General features: G+C 66.6%; 17 protein-coding genes. 8 read left to right on the top strand and 9 right to left on the bottom strand.

Features of this window, described 5'->3' with window-relative positions; translation table 11 throughout:
- The first annotated feature begins 24 nt into the window (after positions 1-24).
- Positions 25-411 carry a PPOX class F420-dependent oxidoreductase gene (locus R2733_19120; GenBank protein ID MEZ5378625.1) on the top strand — a complete coding sequence of 129 codons (387 nt, stop codon included), beginning with the start codon at positions 25-27 and terminating at the stop codon, positions 409-411.
- Positions 412-429: 18 nt separating this feature from the next.
- Here the strand turns inward: R2733_19120 and R2733_19115 are convergent, their stop codons facing one another.
- On the bottom strand, positions 430-1,395 hold the full coding sequence (locus R2733_19115; protein ID MEZ5378624.1) for a hypothetical protein: 966 nt from the start codon (positions 1,393-1,395) through the stop codon (positions 430-432).
- A gap of 169 nt (positions 1,396-1,564) precedes the next feature.
- Here R2733_19115 and R2733_19110 point away from each other — a divergent pair, with 169 nt between their 5' ends.
- Genes R2733_19110 through R2733_19100 form a run of 3 tightly spaced genes read left to right on the top strand, consistent with a single transcriptional unit; the run spans position 1,565 to position 5,045 of the window.
- A complete protein-coding gene (locus R2733_19110) occupies positions 1,565-2,560 on the top strand; it encodes an NAD(P)-dependent alcohol dehydrogenase (GenBank protein ID MEZ5378623.1) in 996 nt (331 codons plus the stop codon).
- A 33-nt stretch (positions 2,561-2,593) separates the two neighbouring features.
- Positions 2,594-4,420 (top strand): NAD(P)/FAD-dependent oxidoreductase, encoded by a 1,827-nt coding sequence (locus R2733_19105; GenBank protein MEZ5378622.1) that lies wholly within the window; start codon positions 2,594-2,596, stop codon positions 4,418-4,420.
- 10 nt (positions 4,421-4,430) lie between these two features.
- Positions 4,431-5,045: a histidine phosphatase family protein gene (locus R2733_19100; protein MEZ5378621.1), complete on the top strand. Its 615-nt coding sequence runs from the start codon at positions 4,431-4,433 to the stop codon at positions 5,043-5,045.
- 27 nt (positions 5,046-5,072) lie between these two features.
- Here R2733_19100 and R2733_19095 read toward each other — a convergent pair whose 3' ends face one another.
- From R2733_19095 to R2733_19070, 6 genes are all read right to left on the bottom strand, one after another.
- Positions 5,073-6,302 (bottom strand): alpha-hydroxy acid oxidase, encoded by a 1,230-nt coding sequence (locus R2733_19095; GenBank protein MEZ5378620.1) that lies wholly within the window; start codon positions 6,300-6,302, stop codon positions 5,073-5,075.
- Entirely contained in the window at positions 6,302-7,669 is a 1,368-nt protein-coding gene (locus R2733_19090; protein MEZ5378619.1) for an FGGY-family carbohydrate kinase, read from the bottom strand. The genes R2733_19095 and R2733_19090 overlap by 1 nt, the downstream gene beginning before the upstream one ends.
- Before the next feature lie 35 nt (positions 7,670-7,704).
- Positions 7,705-8,247: an SDR family oxidoreductase gene (locus R2733_19085; protein MEZ5378618.1), complete on the bottom strand. Its 543-nt coding sequence runs from the start codon at positions 8,245-8,247 to the stop codon at positions 7,705-7,707.
- Positions 8,166-9,287, bottom strand: a complete 1,122-nt coding sequence (locus R2733_19080; GenBank protein MEZ5378617.1) for a class II aldolase/adducin family protein — start codon at positions 9,285-9,287, stop codon at positions 8,166-8,168. Before R2733_19080 ends, R2733_19085 begins: the two co-directional genes overlap by 82 nt.
- A gap of 70 nt (positions 9,288-9,357) precedes the next feature.
- Positions 9,358-9,675 (bottom strand): hypothetical protein, encoded by a 318-nt coding sequence (locus R2733_19075; GenBank protein MEZ5378616.1) that lies wholly within the window; start codon positions 9,673-9,675, stop codon positions 9,358-9,360.
- A complete protein-coding gene (locus tag R2733_19070; protein ID MEZ5378615.1) occupies positions 9,600-10,529 on the bottom strand; it encodes an L-rhamnose isomerase in 930 nt (309 codons plus the stop codon). The genes R2733_19075 and R2733_19070 overlap by 76 nt, the downstream gene beginning before the upstream one ends.
- Before the next feature lie 308 nt (positions 10,530-10,837).
- Here R2733_19070 and R2733_19065 point away from each other — a divergent pair, with 308 nt between their 5' ends.
- Positions 10,838-12,562, top strand: a complete 1,725-nt coding sequence (locus tag R2733_19065) for an NAD-binding protein (GenBank protein MEZ5378614.1) — start codon at positions 10,838-10,840, stop codon at positions 12,560-12,562.
- A 272-nt stretch (positions 12,563-12,834) separates the two neighbouring features.
- On the opposite strand, the gene R2733_19060 is transcribed toward R2733_19065, so the two are convergent.
- Positions 12,835-14,499 (bottom strand): FAD-dependent monooxygenase, encoded by a 1,665-nt coding sequence (locus R2733_19060; GenBank protein MEZ5378613.1) that lies wholly within the window; start codon positions 14,497-14,499, stop codon positions 12,835-12,837.
- A gap of 96 nt (positions 14,500-14,595) precedes the next feature.
- On the opposite strand from R2733_19060, the gene R2733_19055 reads away from it, so the two are divergent.
- Entirely contained in the window at positions 14,596-15,072 is a 477-nt protein-coding gene (locus tag R2733_19055) for a DUF5655 domain-containing protein (protein MEZ5378612.1), read from the top strand.
- A 49-nt stretch (positions 15,073-15,121) separates the two neighbouring features.
- Here R2733_19055 and R2733_19050 read toward each other — a convergent pair whose 3' ends face one another.
- Positions 15,122-16,747 carry an FAD-binding protein gene (locus tag R2733_19050; protein ID MEZ5378611.1) on the bottom strand — a complete coding sequence of 542 codons (1,626 nt, stop codon included), beginning with the start codon at positions 16,745-16,747 and terminating at the stop codon, positions 15,122-15,124.
- Between the two features lie 94 nt (positions 16,748-16,841).
- Between R2733_19050 and R2733_19045 the strand changes: the two genes are divergently transcribed.
- Together R2733_19045 and R2733_19040 are read left to right on the top strand one after the other, a co-directional pair.
- On the top strand, positions 16,842-17,432 hold the full coding sequence (locus R2733_19045; GenBank protein ID MEZ5378610.1) for a TetR family transcriptional regulator C-terminal domain-containing protein: 591 nt from the start codon (positions 16,842-16,844) through the stop codon (positions 17,430-17,432).
- Between the two features lie 143 nt (positions 17,433-17,575).
- The gene (locus R2733_19040) at positions 17,576-18,733 is read left to right on the top strand and encodes an ROK family transcriptional regulator (GenBank protein MEZ5378609.1); all 1,158 of its coding nucleotides are present in this window, start codon (positions 17,576-17,578) and stop codon (positions 18,731-18,733) included.
- Positions 18,734-18,752: the final 19 nt, after the last annotated feature.

Below are 18,752 nucleotides of genomic sequence, written 5' to 3'. Positions count from 1 at the left end.
GCGTGGCCCGCTAGCGTCTGCGGGGTGAGCATCAGCGATGAGAAGTATGTGGCCCTCACCACCTACCGGCGCGACGGTACGCCCAAGCCGTCACCGGTGTGGATCGCTGCGTTGCCTGACGGCTCGGTCGGTTTCACCACGGCCTCGTCGAGCTGGAAGGTGCGACGACTGGCGAACAATCCATCGGTCACGCTCCAGCCCTGCGATTCGAGAGGCAATGTGAGGTCGGGCACGTCACCGGTGTCCGGGACCGCCCGAGCGGTCCAAGGCGATGAGTTCGAAGCGGTGCGCTCGGCCATCAAGAACAAGTACGGCATCCAGTTCCTTGCCATCACAGCGGTGGGCAGGCTCGCCAAGCTCATCGGCAAGGGTTCAGGCACCGACACCGCCATCGTCATCACGCTCGACTGAGCACCGACGACGATCGGATCACGGGACCGTCGTCGCTCCCTCCTGGCCCCCGTCTACCCCCACCGCGTGCCCGACCGCTTCGACGGCCGAACGCAGCGGACCCGCCTGCTTCAACAGGTCCCAGCTGGCGACGATCCAGGCGGCGCCATATGACGTGAAGGCGGCGAACTCACCGACATAGGTCGGTGGCAGGTCGCCCGCTCCCGGCCACCACAGGGGGACACCGATCATCGCCCACGCACCGCCGGCCAGCACCCCGATGGCACAGAACGAAAACAGGACCGCCTTCGGTACTCGACGCCATAGGTGCGCAATGATGCCTACGCCCTCGGCCGAGAGGGCTCGCCACACCGCTGGCACGCCGAGCGGCGGGGCGTCGTCCGCCGGCCGGTACCTCATCACCGCCCGTGCTGCCGCCCCGTAGCCGAACTGACGCAGAGCAAAGACCACACACAGGGCGCAGAAGGACACAACGACCACTGCGGCGGCTACGACATGGATCGTTCGCGAACTGGCCTCCCCAAACTCCGCCTGGAGTGAGGCGCACATCGGCACACCTGGAGGGACGACACGGTCGCAATCGAGCGGGTGGCCTCCCGGGTTCGGCCGTGCCGTGGGAACGAACGCGACGACAACGATCGCGGCGCCGGCGACGAACGAGAGCAGGAAGTCCCAGCTCCACCAGTTCCAGAACTGATAGCCGATCAGGACGATGGCTGCGGTGGTGAGACCGCCGACGAAGAGGTCGCGCGCACCGGAGTGGTAGTAGGCGCTCATCGACCCTCGGATCTCTCGTTGATCATCGAGGAACAGCCAATCAGTCAGCACCAGGGTGATCGGTAGCATCACGCCGAGCACACCGATCAGCAAGCGGAGCCCGACGTAGGAACGCAGCAGGGGCTGGGTCCAGGGATCGACCGACTCGGGGCGATAGGACGTCCCGAGCCGCGGCCACTTGTCGCTCCGGACCCACATCGCTCGCATCTCCTGTCCCCTCCCTGAGCGTTCTCGTTGTCGATGGATCCACTAGCTCATCACACCAGGGAACTGATCGCTCCGAGGACAGCCAACGGAGAGGCCCCGGTCGTCGAATCACCAGCCCGGCGGTACTGCGGTTCCCTACCATGGAGGCACGAGATCGGGAGGGAGCACGATGAAGGGAATCGTCCAGACTGAGTTCGGGGACCCCCGCAAGGTCCTCCGGCTCGAGACCATGGAGCAACCACCGGTCGACGACGACAGCGTGCTGGTGCGGGTGTGCGCCGCGTCGATTCACATCGGCGCGGTCTACGGCGTCCGGGGGTTCCCGAAGGTGATGCGTCCGATGTTCAAGAAGTTCATCGCCGACAGCGGCGTGATCGGGCAGAACCTGGCAGGCGTCGTCGAGGCTGTGGGGCGCAACGTCACGTCCTTCGCCGTCGGTGACGAGGTGTTCGGCTCAGCCACTGGAGCGTTCGCCGAGTACGCCATCGCCACACCGGATGCCCTCGGCCCGAAGCCTGCCAACCTCGACTTCGAGCACGCGTCGGCCCTCGGCGTGTCGGCGTTCACCGCGCTCCAGGGACTGACCACCTACGGTCATCTGACGGCGGGGCAGCACGTTCTCATCACCGGTGCCTCCGGTGGCGTCGGCTCGTTTGCCGTGCAGATCGCCAAGGCGCTGGGCTCCGAAGTGACCGCCGTCTGCAGCACGAGGAACATCGAGCTCGTTCGCTCGATCGGCGCCGACCACGTAATCGACTACACCGCCAACGACTTCACCACCGGTGCGCCGACCTACGACCTGATCTTCGACAACGTCGGCGGACACCCGTTGAAGGCGATGCGAAGCGTACTCACCGCCGACGGCCGACTTCTCGCCAATGGCGCACCGGCGCCGACCGGATGGCTCGGCGGTCTCGGTCATCCGTTGCGCGTCGCGATCGAATCGCTATTCTCCCGGCAGCAGGCGCGCCCGTTCCTCTCGACCGAGAATGCCGCCGACCTTCGCAGGCTGCACGACATGGCCGCGGCCGGCACGATCACTCCGGTGATCGATCGGATCGCTCCGCTCGACGAAGCAATCGAGACCATCGCCGCCGTCGGCGAGGGTCACAACCGGGGCACGTCGGTCATCGTGATACCGACATCGCCGCAAGCACGACATTAGGGCCAGGCCGCTACCGCCATCTAGCATGCGCAGATGGCTGTGACCGACGACACCTCTTCTCTCGACGACGTCCACGAGCGCTACGCACACGAGCGCGACAAGCGGGTCCGTAGTGACGGCAACGACCAGTACCTCGAGGTCACCGGTCGCTTTGCCCATTACGCCGACGATCCCTATGTCGCCCCCGAGCCGCGCGACCCGGTGCACGACAAGGTCACTGCGGACTTCATCGGCGGCGGGTTCGGCGGGCTCGTCACCGGCGCTCGTCTGGTCGAAGCCGGCATCGATGTCCGAATCATCGAAAAGGGCGGCGACGTCGGGGGCACCTGGTACTGGAATCGCTACCCCGGCGCCCAGTGCGACACCCACAGCTTCGTCTATCTGCCGCTGCTGGAGGAGACCGGGCACATGCCGAGCGAGAAGTACGCGCACGGCCCCGAAATCCTCGAACACTCTCGTCGCATCGCTCGCCACTTCGGCCTCTACGACAAAGCGCTGCTGTCGACCGAGGTGACCGACGTCGCGTGGGACGACGCCGACGCCCGGTGGATCATCCGCACGAACCGAGGCGACGAGATTCGAGCCCAGTTCGTGCTCATGAGCACCGGCCCCCTGCACCGCCCCAAGCTGCCCGGCATCCCGGGCATCGAGACCTTCGGTGGGCACAGCTTCCACACCAGCCGTTGGGACTACGACTACACCGGCGGCGATCCGAACGGTGCGCCGCTCGAGAAGCTGGCCGACAAGCGGGTCGGCATCATCGGCACCGGCGCCACGTCGGTGCAGTGCATCCCCCATCTCGCCACCGCGTGCGAAGAACTGTTCGTCTTCCAGCGAACCCCGAGCTCGATCGACGTGCGCAACAACGCCCCGACCGACCCCGACTGGTTCGCCAGCGAAGTCCTCGAACCTGGGTGGCAGGAGAAGTGGATCCGCAATTTCACCGCCAACCAGACCGGCCAGTACGCAGAAGAAGACTTGGTGATGGACGGCTGGACCGACCTGACTCTGCGGATCCGCAACAAGCTGCTGTCGTCACCGAATCCCGACCTTTCACCCGAGGGCCTGCTCGCCGCCTTCCTCGATTCCGACGACGAGAAGATGGCCGAGATCCGCGACCGCTGCGATGAGGTGGTGAAAGACCCAGCGACGGCTGCCGCTCTCAAGCCGTGGTACCGCCAGCTCTGCAAGCGTCCGTGCTTCCACGACGACTACCTGCTGGCCTTCAACGAACCCGGCGTCACCCTGGTCGACACCGACGGCAAGGGCGTCGAGCGCATCGATGAGACCGGCGTATGGGTGAACGGTGTCCACTACGAGCTGGACTGCATCATCTACGCCACCGGCTTCGAGGTCGGTACCGCACAAGGGCGTCGTGCCGGCTTCGATCCCAAGGGCCGTGACGGCGAGGGTCTCGACGACCACTGGGCCGAGGGCATGCGCACGCTGCACGGCATGTTCGTGCACGGCTTCCCGAACCTGTTCATCGTCGGCGCAGCGCAGGGTGCAGCCCTCATCTCCAACTACCCGCACAACCTCACCGAGGCGGGGCGCACCGCGGCCACGATCATTCGCCACGCGCTCGACAACGACATCGCCTCGATCGAGTGCACCGCCGAGGCAGAGTCGCACTGGCTCGAGGTGCTCGCCTCCAACACCCGGCTGTCGATCATCGGCTCCACCGACTGCACGCCCGGCTACTACAACAACGAGGGCCAGGGCTACGACACCAGTGCCGGTGTGGGGCTGGGTCAGGGCTATCCGGGCGGAGCGCTCGCGTTCTTCGACCACATCGCGGATTGGCTGGACGCCGGTACCTTCGACGGCCTCGAGCTGCGCTCGTCCACTTCCAAGAGCTGAGGTCTTTCACATGCAACTCCTCCTCATCCGCCACGGCCTTCCCGTGCCCATCGAGGGTCACGCCGATCCCGAGCTCGACGAGATCGGCCATGCCCAGTCGCAGCATCTGGCCGAGTACCTGGCGAGCGAGCGCATCGACGTCATCTATACCAGCCCGATGCATCGGGCCCGCCAGACGGCGGCGCCGCTGGCCGAGCGACTCGGCATGGAGCCAATCGTCGAGCCCGACGTGGCCGAGAGTGACAAGGATGGCACCTCCTACGTGCCAGTCGAGCAGCTCAAGGCTGCCGGCGACCCGCGCTGGCGAGAAGCGGTCGCGGTCTCGGACTGGGCCGAGGAGCGCGAGCCACTCGACGCCTTCCACGAACGGGTGATGGCGGGGATCGAGCGAATGGTCGACGCGCATGCCGGCCAGAACGTCGCCGTGTTCTGCCACGGCGGCGTCATTGCTCGCTACACCGCCACCATCCTCGAACTGCCGTGGGAACGAACCGGCTTCTTCTACCCGCTCTACACCTCGGTCACTCGCGTGGCGGCGTCGAGCAGTTCGGGGATCCGCAGCATCCTCACGGTCAACGAAACGGCACACCTGCGAGGCACGGGGCTCCCTACCGGCGCGCTCTGACGGCGAGCGGCGGTCGCAGTCCGTGGCTCAGCGTCGTTCGAAGCGGTGGAGCTGGGTGACGTGGTCGGGGGTGAGGTCGTCGAGCGACCGAACCCCGAGGAGCTTCATGGTTCGGGCGATCTCGTCGGAGAGGATCTGGATCGCACGCTCCACGCCGGCTTCACCGCCGGCCATGAGGCCGTAGAGGTACGCCCGGCCGACAAGCGTGAAGTCGGCGCCGAGCGCGATCGAGGCAACGATGTCGGCACCGTTCATGATTCCGGTGTCGACCATGATCTGGGTGCGGTCGCCGAGTTCACGCGCCACCTCAGGCAGCAGATGGAACGGGATCGGGGCCCGGTCGAGCTGACGACCACCGTGGTTCGACAGCACGATGCCATCGACGCCGAGGTCGACGACTCGCCGGGCGTCGTCGAGTGTCTGGATGCCCTTCACGAACACCGGGCCGTCCCACTGGTCGGCGATCCAGGCCAGGTCGTCGAAGTCGACGCTCGGGTCGAACATCGAGTCGAGCAGTTCGGCGACCGTGCCGTCCCACTCGGAGAAGGTCGAGAACTGGAGGGGCTCGGTGGTGAGAAAGTCGAACCACCAGCGGACCTTCGGGATGGCGTTGAGCACGGTTCGCCCCGTGAGCGTGGGCGGAATGGTGAGACCGTTGTAGCGGTCACGGAGGCGAGCGCCGCCCACCGGGACGTCGACCGTGAGGAACAGCACGTCGAACCCGGCGGTCTGGGCTCGCCGCAGCACATCCATGGACCGGTCGCGATCGGCCCACATGTAGAGCTGGAACCAGTTGCGTCCAGCGGGGTTGGCGAGGACGAGGTCTTCCGGTGTGGTGGTGCCGACGGTGGAGAGCGAGAACGGAATGCCGGCACGACCGGCAGCAGCGGCGCCGGCCCGTTCGCCGGCGGTGTGCATCATGCGGGTGAAGCCGGTGGGCGCGATGCCGAAGGGTTGGGCGGACGACCCGCCGGCGATCGTGCACGACGTGTCGACCGTGGAGACGTCACGCAGGATCCACGGATGCCACTCGACGTCCTCGAACGCCTGCCGGGCCCGAGCCAGCGAGAGCTCACTCTCGGCGGAGCCGTCGGTGTAGTCGAACGGGGCCTTGGGAGTGACTCGCTTGGCGATGTCGCGTAGGTCGTAGATGGTCTGCGCTCGCTCGAGCCGGGCCTTGGTGCGATCGAGGGTCGGCTTCTTGAACTTCAGCAGATCGGCGAAGTCACTGGGCTTGGGGACCTGACGAGTGGTCATCACACGGCCTCGTTGGAATCGGTGGCGGAATCGTTGATGGACATCGGAGGGCTCCCGAGGTCGGCTCGACCCTCGGCGAGGTCACGGTAGCGCCCGATCGCCACACCCTGAACGAGTGCGTTCCCGAGCGCTGCCGCCTCGGCCGACCCGACCCGAACCGGCAGTCCCGTCACCTCGGCCAGTCGTTGCCGCAACAGCCCCATGCGAGCAGCTCCGCCGAACAGGACGATGTCGTCGACCGCCTCGACGTCGCGCACCTGCGCAACGACCTCTGCCGTGCGGGCGGCGACGGACTCGACGATGCTGCGAGTCACAAGTCCGGGGGCAGCGTCGATTGGGAGTCCGGCGAGTCTGGTGTAGGCGGTGAGCATGTCGTCGGGCGAACGAAGCTCGTCGTGGTCGACATCGACCACTGGCACCGCTCCCGTCACGGCCTCGGCTTGGGCAACGAGCGTGTCGATCGCCGGATCGCCCCACGCCGGTCGACACTGTTCGAGGAGCCAGAACCCGGTGACGTTGCGAAGGAAGCGGATTCCCCCGAGCGCAGCGGCCTCGTTGGTGAAGTTGCGTTCCCGTGCCCACTCGGAAGTGTCGGGTTCGGCGCGCTCGACCCCGGCGAGCATCCACGTTCCGGATGCCACGAACGCCGAGCCGCCGGGAGCGACTGCACCCATGCCGGCGACCGCCGACGCCGTGTCGTGACCACCAACGAGAGCGACCGGGACACCCCGCCACTCCCCCACGATCGTCCCGGCGGCCTGGGGGATGCCGAGAAGTCCGGAATCGATGCCGGCCAATGAAACGAGGCTGGGATCCCACGTGTCGGTGCCGACGGTGAGCAGGCCGGAGCTGCCGGCGCTCGTGCGTTCGGTAGCAGCGACGCCGGTCAGGGCATGAACGATCAGTTCGGGAAGCCACAGCAGCCGCTCGGCTCGTTCGAGTTCGCTCCGGGCGTGGACGGCGAGCTGGAAGATGGTGTTGAACGGCTGGAGCTGGAGACCGTTGCGGCGATACAGCTCGGCCGCGCCGAACTCGTCGACGAGTTGCCGGTAGCCGTCGGTGCGGTGGTCCCGGTAGCTGTAGGGGGCCGACAACAGCTGGCTGGCGCCGTCGAGCAGCCCGTAGTCGACCGCCCAGGTGTCGACACCGATGGAATGCAGCGGTCCCCGTTCGAGGCATGCCTCGAGACCGTCGACGACCGCTGCGATGATCGAGTCCCAGTCCCAGCGAAGGTGGCCGGCGTCGTCGCGCACCGGTCCATGCGGCACCCGATGCACGACCTCGGGGACGAGCGGCGATGCGTCGAGATCAACACGGCACACGCGCACCGACGTGGCGCCGCAGTCGACAGCGGCGACGATGGTCATCGGACGATCTCGATCACGGATCGGCTCCGTCGTCCTCAGCGCAGGAACGCTGCGGCCACGCCGGAGTCGACCGGGATGTGCAAGCCGGTGGTCTGCGCGAGGTCGCCGCCGGTGAGAACGGCCACGGCGGCGGCGACGTGTTCGGGGAGTACCTCGTGTTTGAGGATGGTGCGCTGGGCGTAGTACGCGCCGAGCTCCTCCTCGGGAACGCCGTAGGTCGCCGCCCGCTGCGCACCCCATCCACCGGCGAAGATGCCGGATCCTCGGACCACGCCGTCGGGGTTGACGCCGTTCACTCGGATGCCGTGCTCGCCGAGTTCGACGGCGAGGAGGCGAACCTGGTGGGACTGGTCGGCCTTGGTTGCCGAGTAGGCGATGTTGTTGGGGCCGGCGAACACCGAGTTCTTCGAGGCGATGTAGATGATGTCGCCTCCCAATCGCTGGTCGATCATCGCCTTGGCCGCCGCCTGCGACACCAGGAACGAACCCTTGGCCATCACGTCGTGCTGGAGATCCCAGTCGGCCTCGGTCGTGTCGAGCAACGACTTCGACAGCGACAGTCCGGCGTTGTTGACCACGAGGTCGACGCCACCGAACGACGCATGGCTGGCGAGTCCGCCTCGGCGTGTGCGTCGTAGTAGGCCGCATACTCCTCGCGATAGGCGGGGTGGAGCTCGTGGAGCCGAGCGATCGATTCCTCAACCGTGGCGGTGGCCGGAAGGTCGAGCACCATCGGCTTGACCTTGGTGCGCAGGAAGTGGTCGGGACAGCTGGTGCCGAGCGCGGCCAGACGCGGGTGCTCGGATCGGGAGAGGAAGCCGAGGACCGCCGGGTCGTCGGTGAAGTGGCCGACCATCGGTGCGTCCATCGAGGCGATCCCACGGATTGTCGGAGCGAGCGCTGCCGCCTTGGCTCGGCGTTCGGCGTCGGGCAGCGGTTCGTAGCCGATGAGCACCGCACCAAACGGTTCGGGCTTGCCGTTGGCCTCGATGTAGGCGGCGGCGGTGTCGATGATCCACAGCGAGTTGGCCTCGCTCTCCTCGCTCGTCGCTCCCCAGGCGGTGATGCCGTGGCCGCCGAGGATGCAGCCGACCGCGTCGGGGTGCTGCTCTTGGATGGCAGCGATGTCGAGCCCGAGCTGGAAGCCGGGTCGCCGCCACGGCACCCAAACGACCTTGTCGCCGTAGATCTTGGCGGTCAGCGCTTCGCCGTCGACCGCGGTGGCGATGGCGATGCCGGCGTCGGGGTGGAGATGGTCGACATGGGGGGCGGTGACCAGACCATGCATGGCCGTATCGATCGACGGCGCAGCGCCGCCCTTGCCATGGAGGCAGTAGTCGAACGCAGCCACCATCTCGTCTTCGCGTTCGATACCGGGATACACCTCGACCAGGGCCCGCATCCGGTCGAGACGCAGCACCGCGAGGCCAGCTTCGGTGAGGGTGCCGAGGTCGCCACCCGAGCCCTTCACCCACATCAGTTCGACATCGGTCCCGGTGACCGGGTCGACGTCGATGCCCTTGGCCGAGGCGTTGCCGCCGGCGTAGTTGGTGTTCTTGCGATCCGATCCGAGCCGGTTGGAGCGGGCGAGCAGATCGGCGACCACGGGATTGGTCATGAGCGGGTTCCTTGTCGTGAGCGATTCGTTGTCGACGAGCGCGGTCGCTGCGCCGATGCGGTGAGCGGGTTCAGGCGCCCCAGCCGGCCTGGTTGCCACCAACTCGGGTGGCCTCGATTTCGGCCTGATAGCCAGACTGGGCATAGGCGGCCATCGGGTCGCGTGGCAGGCCTCGGGCCTCTCGCCAGTCGGCGAGTGCGGGGCGGACATCGGTGGAGAAGGCGTCCATCAGCACCTGGTTGGCACCGAGCACGTCGCCTGCCACCTGAGCTGCGGTGAGCGCTTCGGCGTCGACGAGCAACGCCCGAGCCGTCATCTCCTGGACGTTGAGGACGCTGCGGATCTGGCCGGGGATCTTCTGCTCGATGTTGTGGCACTGGTCGAGCATGAAGGCCACCTCGGAACCGGGGCGGCGAACCCGCCGCCCCGGTTCACCTCGTGGAGGATGCGGAACAGCTGGAACGGGTCGGCGGCGCCGACAATCAGGTCGTCGTCGGCGTAGAAGCGCGAGTTGAAGTCGAACGAGCCGAGCTTCCCGAGCCGCAACAACTGGGCGACGATGAACTCGATGTTGGTGCCCGGCGCATGGTGCCCGGTGTCGAGACAGACCACCGCCCGCTCGCCGAGCGCTGCGCAGTGCACGTAGCTCGTGCCCCAGTCAGGAACGTCGGTGTGATAGAACGCGGGCTCGAAGAACTTGTATTCGAGCACGAGCCGTTGGTCGCCGCCCAAGCACTCGTAGATCACGGCGAGCGATTCGGCGAGGCGATCTTGACGGGCCCGGATGTCGTCTTGCCCCGGATAGTTGGTGCCGTCGGCCAGCCAGATCTTCAGATCGCGCGAGCCGGTCTGGCTCATGATCTCGATGCAGCGGAGGTGATGATCGATCGCGGTCTGACGAACCGAGGCATCGGGGTGGGCAAGACTGCCGAGCTTGTAGATGTCGTCTTGGAAGGTGTTGGAGTTGATGGTGCCGAGCCGCAGGCCGAGGGCGTCGGCGTGCTCGGCCAGCTCGGCGTAGTCGTCGACCTCGTCCCACGGGATGTGCAACGCCACGCTCGGCGCCAGGCCGGTGAGCGCATGGACCTGGGCGGCGTCGGCCAGCTTCTCGAACGGATCTCGCGGCACGCCCGCTTGGGCGAACACCTTGAACCGTGTGCCCGAATTGCCGTAGGCCCAGGACGGCACCTCGATGGCCTGCCGCTCGAGCACCTCGAGCACTGCGCTGTTGAACTGCACCATTCGGACAGACTCCCAGGGACGTATTGAATCGTTTCATATCGTAAGCAGGTCGGCCGTGACCGTCAAGGTGTCGACCGCTCGACGATGCCGATTGACCACCCCAGTCCGAGTGCCCCCCATCGCAGCTCGCCACGTCGACACCGCCGACCTTCTGCGCTCCATCTGTTCACGACGTCGCTGCCGCAGCACCAGTCGAGTCGAGACGAACCCGAAGGTTCTCGATGGCCAGCGTGACGGCGAAGGTATTGCCCCCGGCGCTGCGCACGTGATGCAGACCGACAAGCCGACGCGTGCGAGCATGGTGCGTCGTGAAGAGCCTCGCCTTCGTCCTCAGCTATCTGGCGGGACCGCTGCGTCGTCGCGACCTGCGGATGGTGTTGATCCTGCTGTCGATCTTCGTCGCTCTGGTCGTCACCTTCACGGTGGTCTTCCACGAGCTCATGGCTCGAGAGGGCCAGCGTCACAGTTGGGCGACTGGCTTCTACTGGACGCTGGTCACGATGACCACGCTCGGCTTCGGCGACATCACGTTCACCTCCGACCTCGGACGCGTGTTCTCGGTCGTGGTGTTGCTCACCGGCACGGCCTTCCTCCTCATCCTGCTGCCCTTTGCCTTCATCCAATTCGTCTTCGTGCCGTGGATGAACCGTCGTGATGCCAGTCGAGCGCCAAGGTCGCTACCGGAAGACACGAGGGACCACCTCGTTCTCACTCGACCCGGTCCGATCGAAGATGCCCTGATCCGACGAGCAGAACAGGCCGGCGTCGACTACGTCCTGCTCGTCCCGGACCTGGCCGATGCACTCCGCCTTCACGACGAGGGCTACCGAGTCATGGTCGGCAGCAGCGACGATCCCGCGACGCATCGTGCTGCCCGAGTCGATCAGGCCGCACTCCTGGCCGCCACCTGGCCCGACACCACCAATGCCAACGTCATCTTCACCGCTCGCGAAATCTCCGGCGACGTTCCGGTGGTCGCAACAGCGACGAAGCCCGCTTCGATCGACATTCTCGAGCTGGCCGGCGCCGACGAAGTCCTGCAGCTCGGCGAGCTCCTCGGAACCTCGATGGCCGACCGGACCCTGTTGCCCGACGGCCGAAGTCACGTGATCGGCCATTTCGCCGGTGTGCGGATCGCCGAAGCGCGAGTCGTATCGGCGTCGCTGGTCGGCCACCGGCTCGCCGACCTCGGTCTGCGTTCTCGCATCGGCGTCGGCGTGATCGGCGTATGGGTCCATGGACAGTTCACCATCGCCGATCCGAACACCGTGCTGGACGAGTCGACGGTCTTGATCCTTGCAGGCACCGAGGACCAGCTCGCGCAGTACGACACTCAGTACGGCACCGGCTCACAGCATGTCGGAGACGCCGTCATCATCGGGGGCGGACGCGTCGGACGAGCCGCGTCGCGTGCGTTCGACGCAGCCGGTACGCCTCACCGGATCGTCGAGGAGCGGTCCGAGCGCGCACTCGACCATCGCTACGTGGTCGGCGACGCCGCCGATCTCGAAGTTCTCACCACTGCCGGCATCACAACCGCCACGGTCGCCTTGATCACCACGCACGATGACGACGTGAACATTTACCTCGCCATCTACATCAGGCGGCTTCGGCCCGACGTACGAATTGTCGCACGAGCGAACCTCGATCGGAACGTCTCGACGCTCTATCGAGCCGGTGCCGACAGCGTGTTGTCCTACGCCTCCACGGCAGCAGCAGCGATCTGGAATCATTTCCGGGGCAACGACACGCTGGTGGTGGCCGAGGGGCTCGACGTCTTCCGCGCTCGGGTGCCGGCGACCATGCGGGGCAAGACGCTGGCGGCCTCACAAATGCGCGCGACCACCGGGTGCAACGTGGTGGCCATCGACGTCGACGGCACGTTGGTCGGCAATCCTGCCGGTGATGTCGTGCTCCAACCGGGCGCCGACCTGATCCTGATCGGCGATGCGGATGCACAGCAGCGGCTCGCCGAGCTCGACCAAGGCTGGCAGGCACGGCTGCGGCGACGCCGTACGCAACCGACGAGCTGATGCTCAGCTGATGCAATGATCGCTGGGTCACTCGTCTACCTCCACCGAAAGCGACCCGACACGGCCGACAACGAATCCGGTCGACAGCCATCTGGCGCTGAGCGCATGTTCCCCCCACCATGAAGGGCCTGGCCGACTGGTTCACCGGCGACGCCTTCGTCGATCCGATCGTCCAAGGCCGCAGCACCGACCCGATGAGCGTCGCCTCGATCCTTTTCTACCCTCTGTGGACACACGGCCTGGCAGTACGTCGCCGCGACGGGAGCGGCCCTCTACGGCGCCGCTCGTCCCACAAGTGCCTCGACTACGCCGAGCAGCGGCGCGACCTCGACTGGTTCGGTGGTGTGACGCCAGGCCACATGACCGTCGGGGCGAACGAGCACAGCGCCTTGCGGCGTGATGCCGTAGGCACCGCAGAAGTCGCCGAGATCGTCGAGGCCGGGCCCTCCGATCACGTAGTAGTCGATCGGGACACCTGAACGGGCCGAGACCTCGTCGGCAACGGCGCGCCAACCGCCCCCCTCTGGCCCGGCCAACAACGTGAACCCGGTCCCGATGAGGTCGAGGACCGAGAACCGGCGGTCAGAACGCCCCAACCAGTGGTGCGGGGCACGGGCGCCGGGCGTCGCCGACGGGAGGTAGTCGGAGTAGTCGTCGGCCACCTCTGGTGGTGCCGTGCCGTCGGGGATCACCGCCGGCGACGTATACACCGATCCGAACTCGACCCCGAGGTGGTTACCGTAGCGGCGAGCCTCGGTCGCCAGCTGGTCGGGAGGCAGCGGCTCGACGGCAGGATTCGAGATCGCAGCACGAATGCGTCCGACGTTGATCGAGTTCTCGAGCGACTGTCGAGTGATCCGTTCCGACACCGACCGTCGTTCGGTCTCGTACGTCTCGACCAGCGACCACTCGGCACGCCCACGAAGGGACCACGCCAGCTTCCACATGGCGTTGTGCATGCCCTGCAGACCGGTGTTCACCCCGAGTCCACCGGTCGGAGGGAACTGGTGGGCGGCGTCACCACACAGCAGGATGCGCCCCTGCATCAGTCGTTCGGCGACAGTGGCGTTGAGTTGCCAGAGGCCGATCGAGAGGACGTCGATGTCGAGGTCGGCGATGCCTGCGGCGTCTCGGATCCAGTCCGCCACACGCTCGGGTGTGAAGTGTTCGAGCGACCACTCCTCCGCTCTCACCGTGATCTGACACAGCCACCGACCGTGAGCGTCGAGCGGTTGCAGTACGCCGTTGACGCGATCGTTGGCGACGAAGAACAAGACACCTTGGCGTCCGCTCAGGTGGGGTTCGATGTCGGCACGGAAGTAGCAGTTGACGATGTGGGCCATCTTCTGTCGACCGACGAGCGCGATGCCCAAGGCTTCGCGAACGAAGCTGGCGGCGCCGTCGGCTGCGACCAGCGCGGCACCTGTCACTTCCGAGATCTCGCCATCGGCGCCTGATCGCACCTCGATCGCAGCATCGATGTCGTCCGCATCACCACCCCGGACGAGGCGGGTGACCTCGGTCGAGAATCGGATGTCAACCAGGCCCGAGGCCCGCGCTGCGTCGAGAAGGATCTCCTCGATGAGTTCCTGCGACGTCATGATCGGCTCGGCCGGACTCACGTCGGGACCGGGGCCGATGAACCCCTGGGTCTCGATGCGCCCGAACTCGGTTCCCGTCGCGGTGTCGGTGAAGCGGATCGGGCTCTTCCATCCGGGCGGGGTGTCGATGCATTGGAGCCGCTCATACGTCGCCCTCCCCCAGCCCCGTGCGATCTCCATGGTTCGGGTGTTGAAGTTGCGGGTCTTCGGGTGCCATGACGTGGTCGGGTGTTTCTCGAACACCATCGACTCCACGCCGTTTCGAGCCAACTCCAACGCCGCTCCCAGGCCCACCGGCCCGGCGCCGACGATCAGCACACGATCGCTCTCCGACATGCCCCTCTCCCCCGATCTACTCGTTCCCCTGCGCCATTGCTAGCACCCAGACGACGAGGGCGAGCGACGCCCGATGGGTGCCTACACTCGCCAGCCATGGCGTGGGAATGCGACGACTGCGGGCGATCGTTCGGACGAACCGGCCAGCAACACGACTGCCGACCCGGTGTCACGATCGACGCATTCCTCGCTGCCGCACTCCCCGCCGCCGAGCCGATCTTCGCTCGGGTCGAGCGGCACCTACGCGGTCTGACAGGTGGCGACCTGATCGTCGATCCGTTGGCGGACAAGGTCCAGTTCAAGAACGGCCCGGTGTTCGCCATCCTCGGTGCGATGAAGAAGTGGACGTCGCTCGGGTTCACCGTGCGCCGCCGCATCGACAGCGACCGCTTCTCCCGCAAGGTCACCGAGTACAACGGCCGCTACTACCACGTGCTCAACCTCACCGACGTCGAACAGGTCGACGACGAGGTGCTCGAATGGCTGACCGAAGCGTTCCTCGGCGACGCCTTCGACGGCGGGCCCGTTGGCGGTGACCCGATGGTCCCCGACGACGTCGACATCGAGTTCTGAACGAAGGACGGCACGAACTCCGCTGGAGCCCGCTGCGTCGAACGTCGACTCAGCTGTTCTGACCGGCGTGGCGTCCAGCGAGGAAGCCGAAGGTCATGCCGGGACCGATGGTGCCACCGGCACCGCCGTAGCCGCCACCGGTGACGCCGGCCATCGTGTTCGAGCACACGTAGAGGCCAGGGATCGGCTCGCCGTCCCACCGCAGCACCTGGGCGTTCTGATTGGCCCGCGGCCCGCCACAGGTGCCGTTCACGCCCGACTCCATCTTGATGGCGTAATACGGCGCCGTGTCGATCTCGCCGAGGGTGGCGTAGGGCGCAGGCAGGGAGGTGTCGCCCCAGAAGTTGTCGTAGGTGTTGTCCCCCCGACCCCATTCGTCGTCGTGCCCGTTGCGGACATCGGCGTTGAACCGGTCGACGGTCTTGGCCAGACCGACGCCGTCGAACCCGGCCTTGTCGCCCAATTCCTCGAGCGTGTCGGCTTCGATCGCCCAGCTCGGAACCGGGTCGCCGGCCATCGAGGTGAACATCCGGTACTTGGGCATGAACTTGGCGTCGAAGATCAGCCAGTACGGCAGGTTCGGGAACTCGTAGACATCCGCGTCGTAGTTGTGAAGGGCGAAGCCGATGGCGTTGTAGTTGAGCGCCTCGTTGACGAAGCGGCGCCCGTACTTGTTGACCATGATCGTGCCGGGGCGGGTGCGTTCGGACTGGCACGGCAGGTAGTTCGCTCGGGCGTCGCGGTGACCGGCCGACGACTCCTTCGACGAGGTCATCCACCAGGCGTTCGACATATTGCCGAGGCTGGCGCCCACCTCCATCGCCATCAGCAGACCGTCGCCTTCGCACTCGGGCACGCTGATCGGACCGGTCATCGGGCCACGCAGGAACGTCTTCACGAGCTTCTCGTTCCACTCGAAGCCGCCGGTACCGATCACCACACCGCTTCGGGCCCGGTAGCGCACGGTTGCGCCATCACGCTCGGCCTCGACCCCGACGACACGATCGCCTTCGGTGATGAGGCGCCGGGCCCGGGTGTCGAAGTGCACCGGAATATCGCGGTCGAGCACTCCCTTGTAGAGCGAGCCGATGAGTCCCTGACCCTGGGCCCGATAGTCGTGGGCCCGACGGTGCTCGATCTCTTCGGGCGTGCGCTCTTTGTAGTACTCCTCCATGCGGGAGATCACCTTGGGCAGACCCGACTTCGGAGGATTGACCCGGCTCGCAGCGCCACCGAGCTCCTCGAACGAGAACGCCTCGGGATCGAGCGAACGACCGCCCTCGGCCATCGCACCGAGCATGTTCGGTTGGTAGTCGGGGAACCCAGTGAAGAGCCGGAGCTTGGTCGGCGTGTGGTCGGCGATGAAGCGGATCATCGCCGGACCACCCTCGAGGAAGCCTTCGACGGCGTCGGGGTCGAGCATCTCGGGGGCCATGGCGTCGAGGTAGTTCACGACCTCTTCGGCCGAGTCCTCGATCCCGTGCTCGGCCTGGTGGTGGTTGAGCGGGATCCACAGCATGCCGCCCGACATGGCCGTCGTGCCGCCGACCATGCCCGACTTCTCGACGATCACCACCTCGCCGGCGCCGTGATGATGGGCGGCGATCGCTGCGATCAGCGCCGCTCCCCCGCTCCCCAACACGACCACATCGGCTTCGACATCGAACTCACTCATTCCGAATCCCCTTAGATGCAACACTTGTTACACAACAGCTGTTTGAAAATCTACGTTACGATCACGCCGTTCGCAATCGGTCCGAGGATGTTCAGTGCCCAAATTCGTCGATCACGAGTCTCGCCGGGCCCACGTCACCGAGATCGCCGCCGAGCTGGTGGCGGCCGAAGGTCGCAGCGCCCTGACGGCGCGCCGAGTCGCCGAGGCGACCGGACACTCCACCACGATCGTGTCGCACTACTTCGACGACATGGCCGAGCTCATGTACGAGACCTACCGCCTTGCCGTGCGACGATCCCGATCTCGAGTCGCTGCCGTTCTTGATGCCGACCCCACCGACATCGTCGGTCTCGCCGAGGCCATCTTGCCGATCGACGCCGTACGCAAGGCCGACTGGCGCATCTGGATTGCGTTCTTCGGCGAGGCGCTCGGCTCCCCCGCACTCGCCGACGAGCAGCGGGCGCGAGTCCGTAGTTCCGCCGACCGATTCCATGCGTGTCTCCAGCGACTCGACGAGGCCGGGCGTGTCGCCACGACCACCGACCTGCGCGGCACGGCCAATCGGCTCGGTGCACTCATCTTCGGCATCGCCGGCGAAGCCACGTTCGACCCCCGGCGCTGGACCGCCGGCGCTCAGCGCGAGGCGATCCAGGCGGAGCTCATCGCCGCCGGGGTCCGTCTCTAACCTCTAGCCGTCGATCCGCCTCCACCGACGAGACGAACCCGCAGGTTCGCCCGCCACTCGTTGCGGAAACGAAAGATGTCAATCGGGTTACAGCATCTGTAGTGGCTTGCGCCGGGATTTGTTCGTTATCTTTACTAACAATCATGCGGGACCACGACACCCCTCCGGCCGGCTTGGCCACCAGCTGGCTCGGCTCGAACCTCAACAACCGGCGCCTGGGCCCCGGCGAGACCCGAAGCCACCACCGTGCACTGGTGTTGCAGGCCCTCTTTCGGGGTCAGGGTCTGTCTCGTGCCGACCTGTCGCGCGAGCTCGGCCTCAGCCGAGTCACGATGTCCGACGTCGTCGGCGACCTCGTCGAGGAGGGTCTCGTCATCGAGCTCGGCACCCGCAGCAGTTCGCGGCCCGGCAAGCCGGCCATGCTGCTCGAGATCAACCGGCAGGGCCACCACATCATCGGCCTCGACCTGTCGGGCTCGCAGTCGTTCGTCGGTGTGGTCACCGACCTCGACGGCGCCGTGGTGGAACGAGCGGAGGTCGAGATTCCGCCCAGCCTGGGCGACGACGCAGTTGCCGCCGCCGAACGACTCCTCACCGAACTGGTCGAACTGGCCGACCAGCCCATCATCGGCGTTGGTGTCGGCACTCCCGGCATCGTCGACGACCAGGGCGTCGTGCTCTCGGCCCCCAACCTCGGCTGGCGAGATGTGCCCCTGCAGGCCCGCCTGGCCGAAGCCTGCGACCTCCCCGTCGCCGTCTCGAACGACGCCGACGCTGCGGTCGTCGGCGAGTTCACCTTCGGTGAGGGCCAGCCCGACATGATGCTCGTCCGCATCGGTCGAGGTGTTGGTTCGGGCCTCATGATCGACGGCCGAGTCATCCGTGGCGCCCGACACGCCGCCGGCGAGATCGGCCATGTCGTGAGCGGTACCGACGAGGGCGAGCAGTGTGTCTGCGGCAACCGGGGTTGCCTCGAGCGATGGCTGGCCATCCCGCGCATCGACGCCCACCTCGCCGAACCCGGCGCCGACCGCAAGGCCGTGCTGACCGAGGCCGGCCACCGCCTAAGCATGACACTCGCCCCGATCGTCAGCGCGCTGAACCTCACCGAGGTCGTGCTGGCCGGGCCTCCTGACTACATCGAGGGTCCGCTCCTCGCCGCAGCGGAAGCAACGCTGCACGAGCGCACCCTCGCCGACTCCCACGGCGACATGCACCTGCGCATGACCGAACTTGGGCACGACTTGGTCGTGCTCGGCGCCGTCGTGCTGGTCCTGAGAGGCCAGCTCGGAGTCTCGTGATCCCGCCGTCCGACGTCGC

Source organism: Acidimicrobiales bacterium, from assembly GCA_041394265.1.
Lineage (GTDB): Bacteria > Actinomycetota > Acidimicrobiia > Acidimicrobiales > SZUA-35 > JBBQUN01.
Note: the sequence above shows the minus strand (reverse complement) of the source record. Positions and strands in the feature narration are given on the sequence as shown.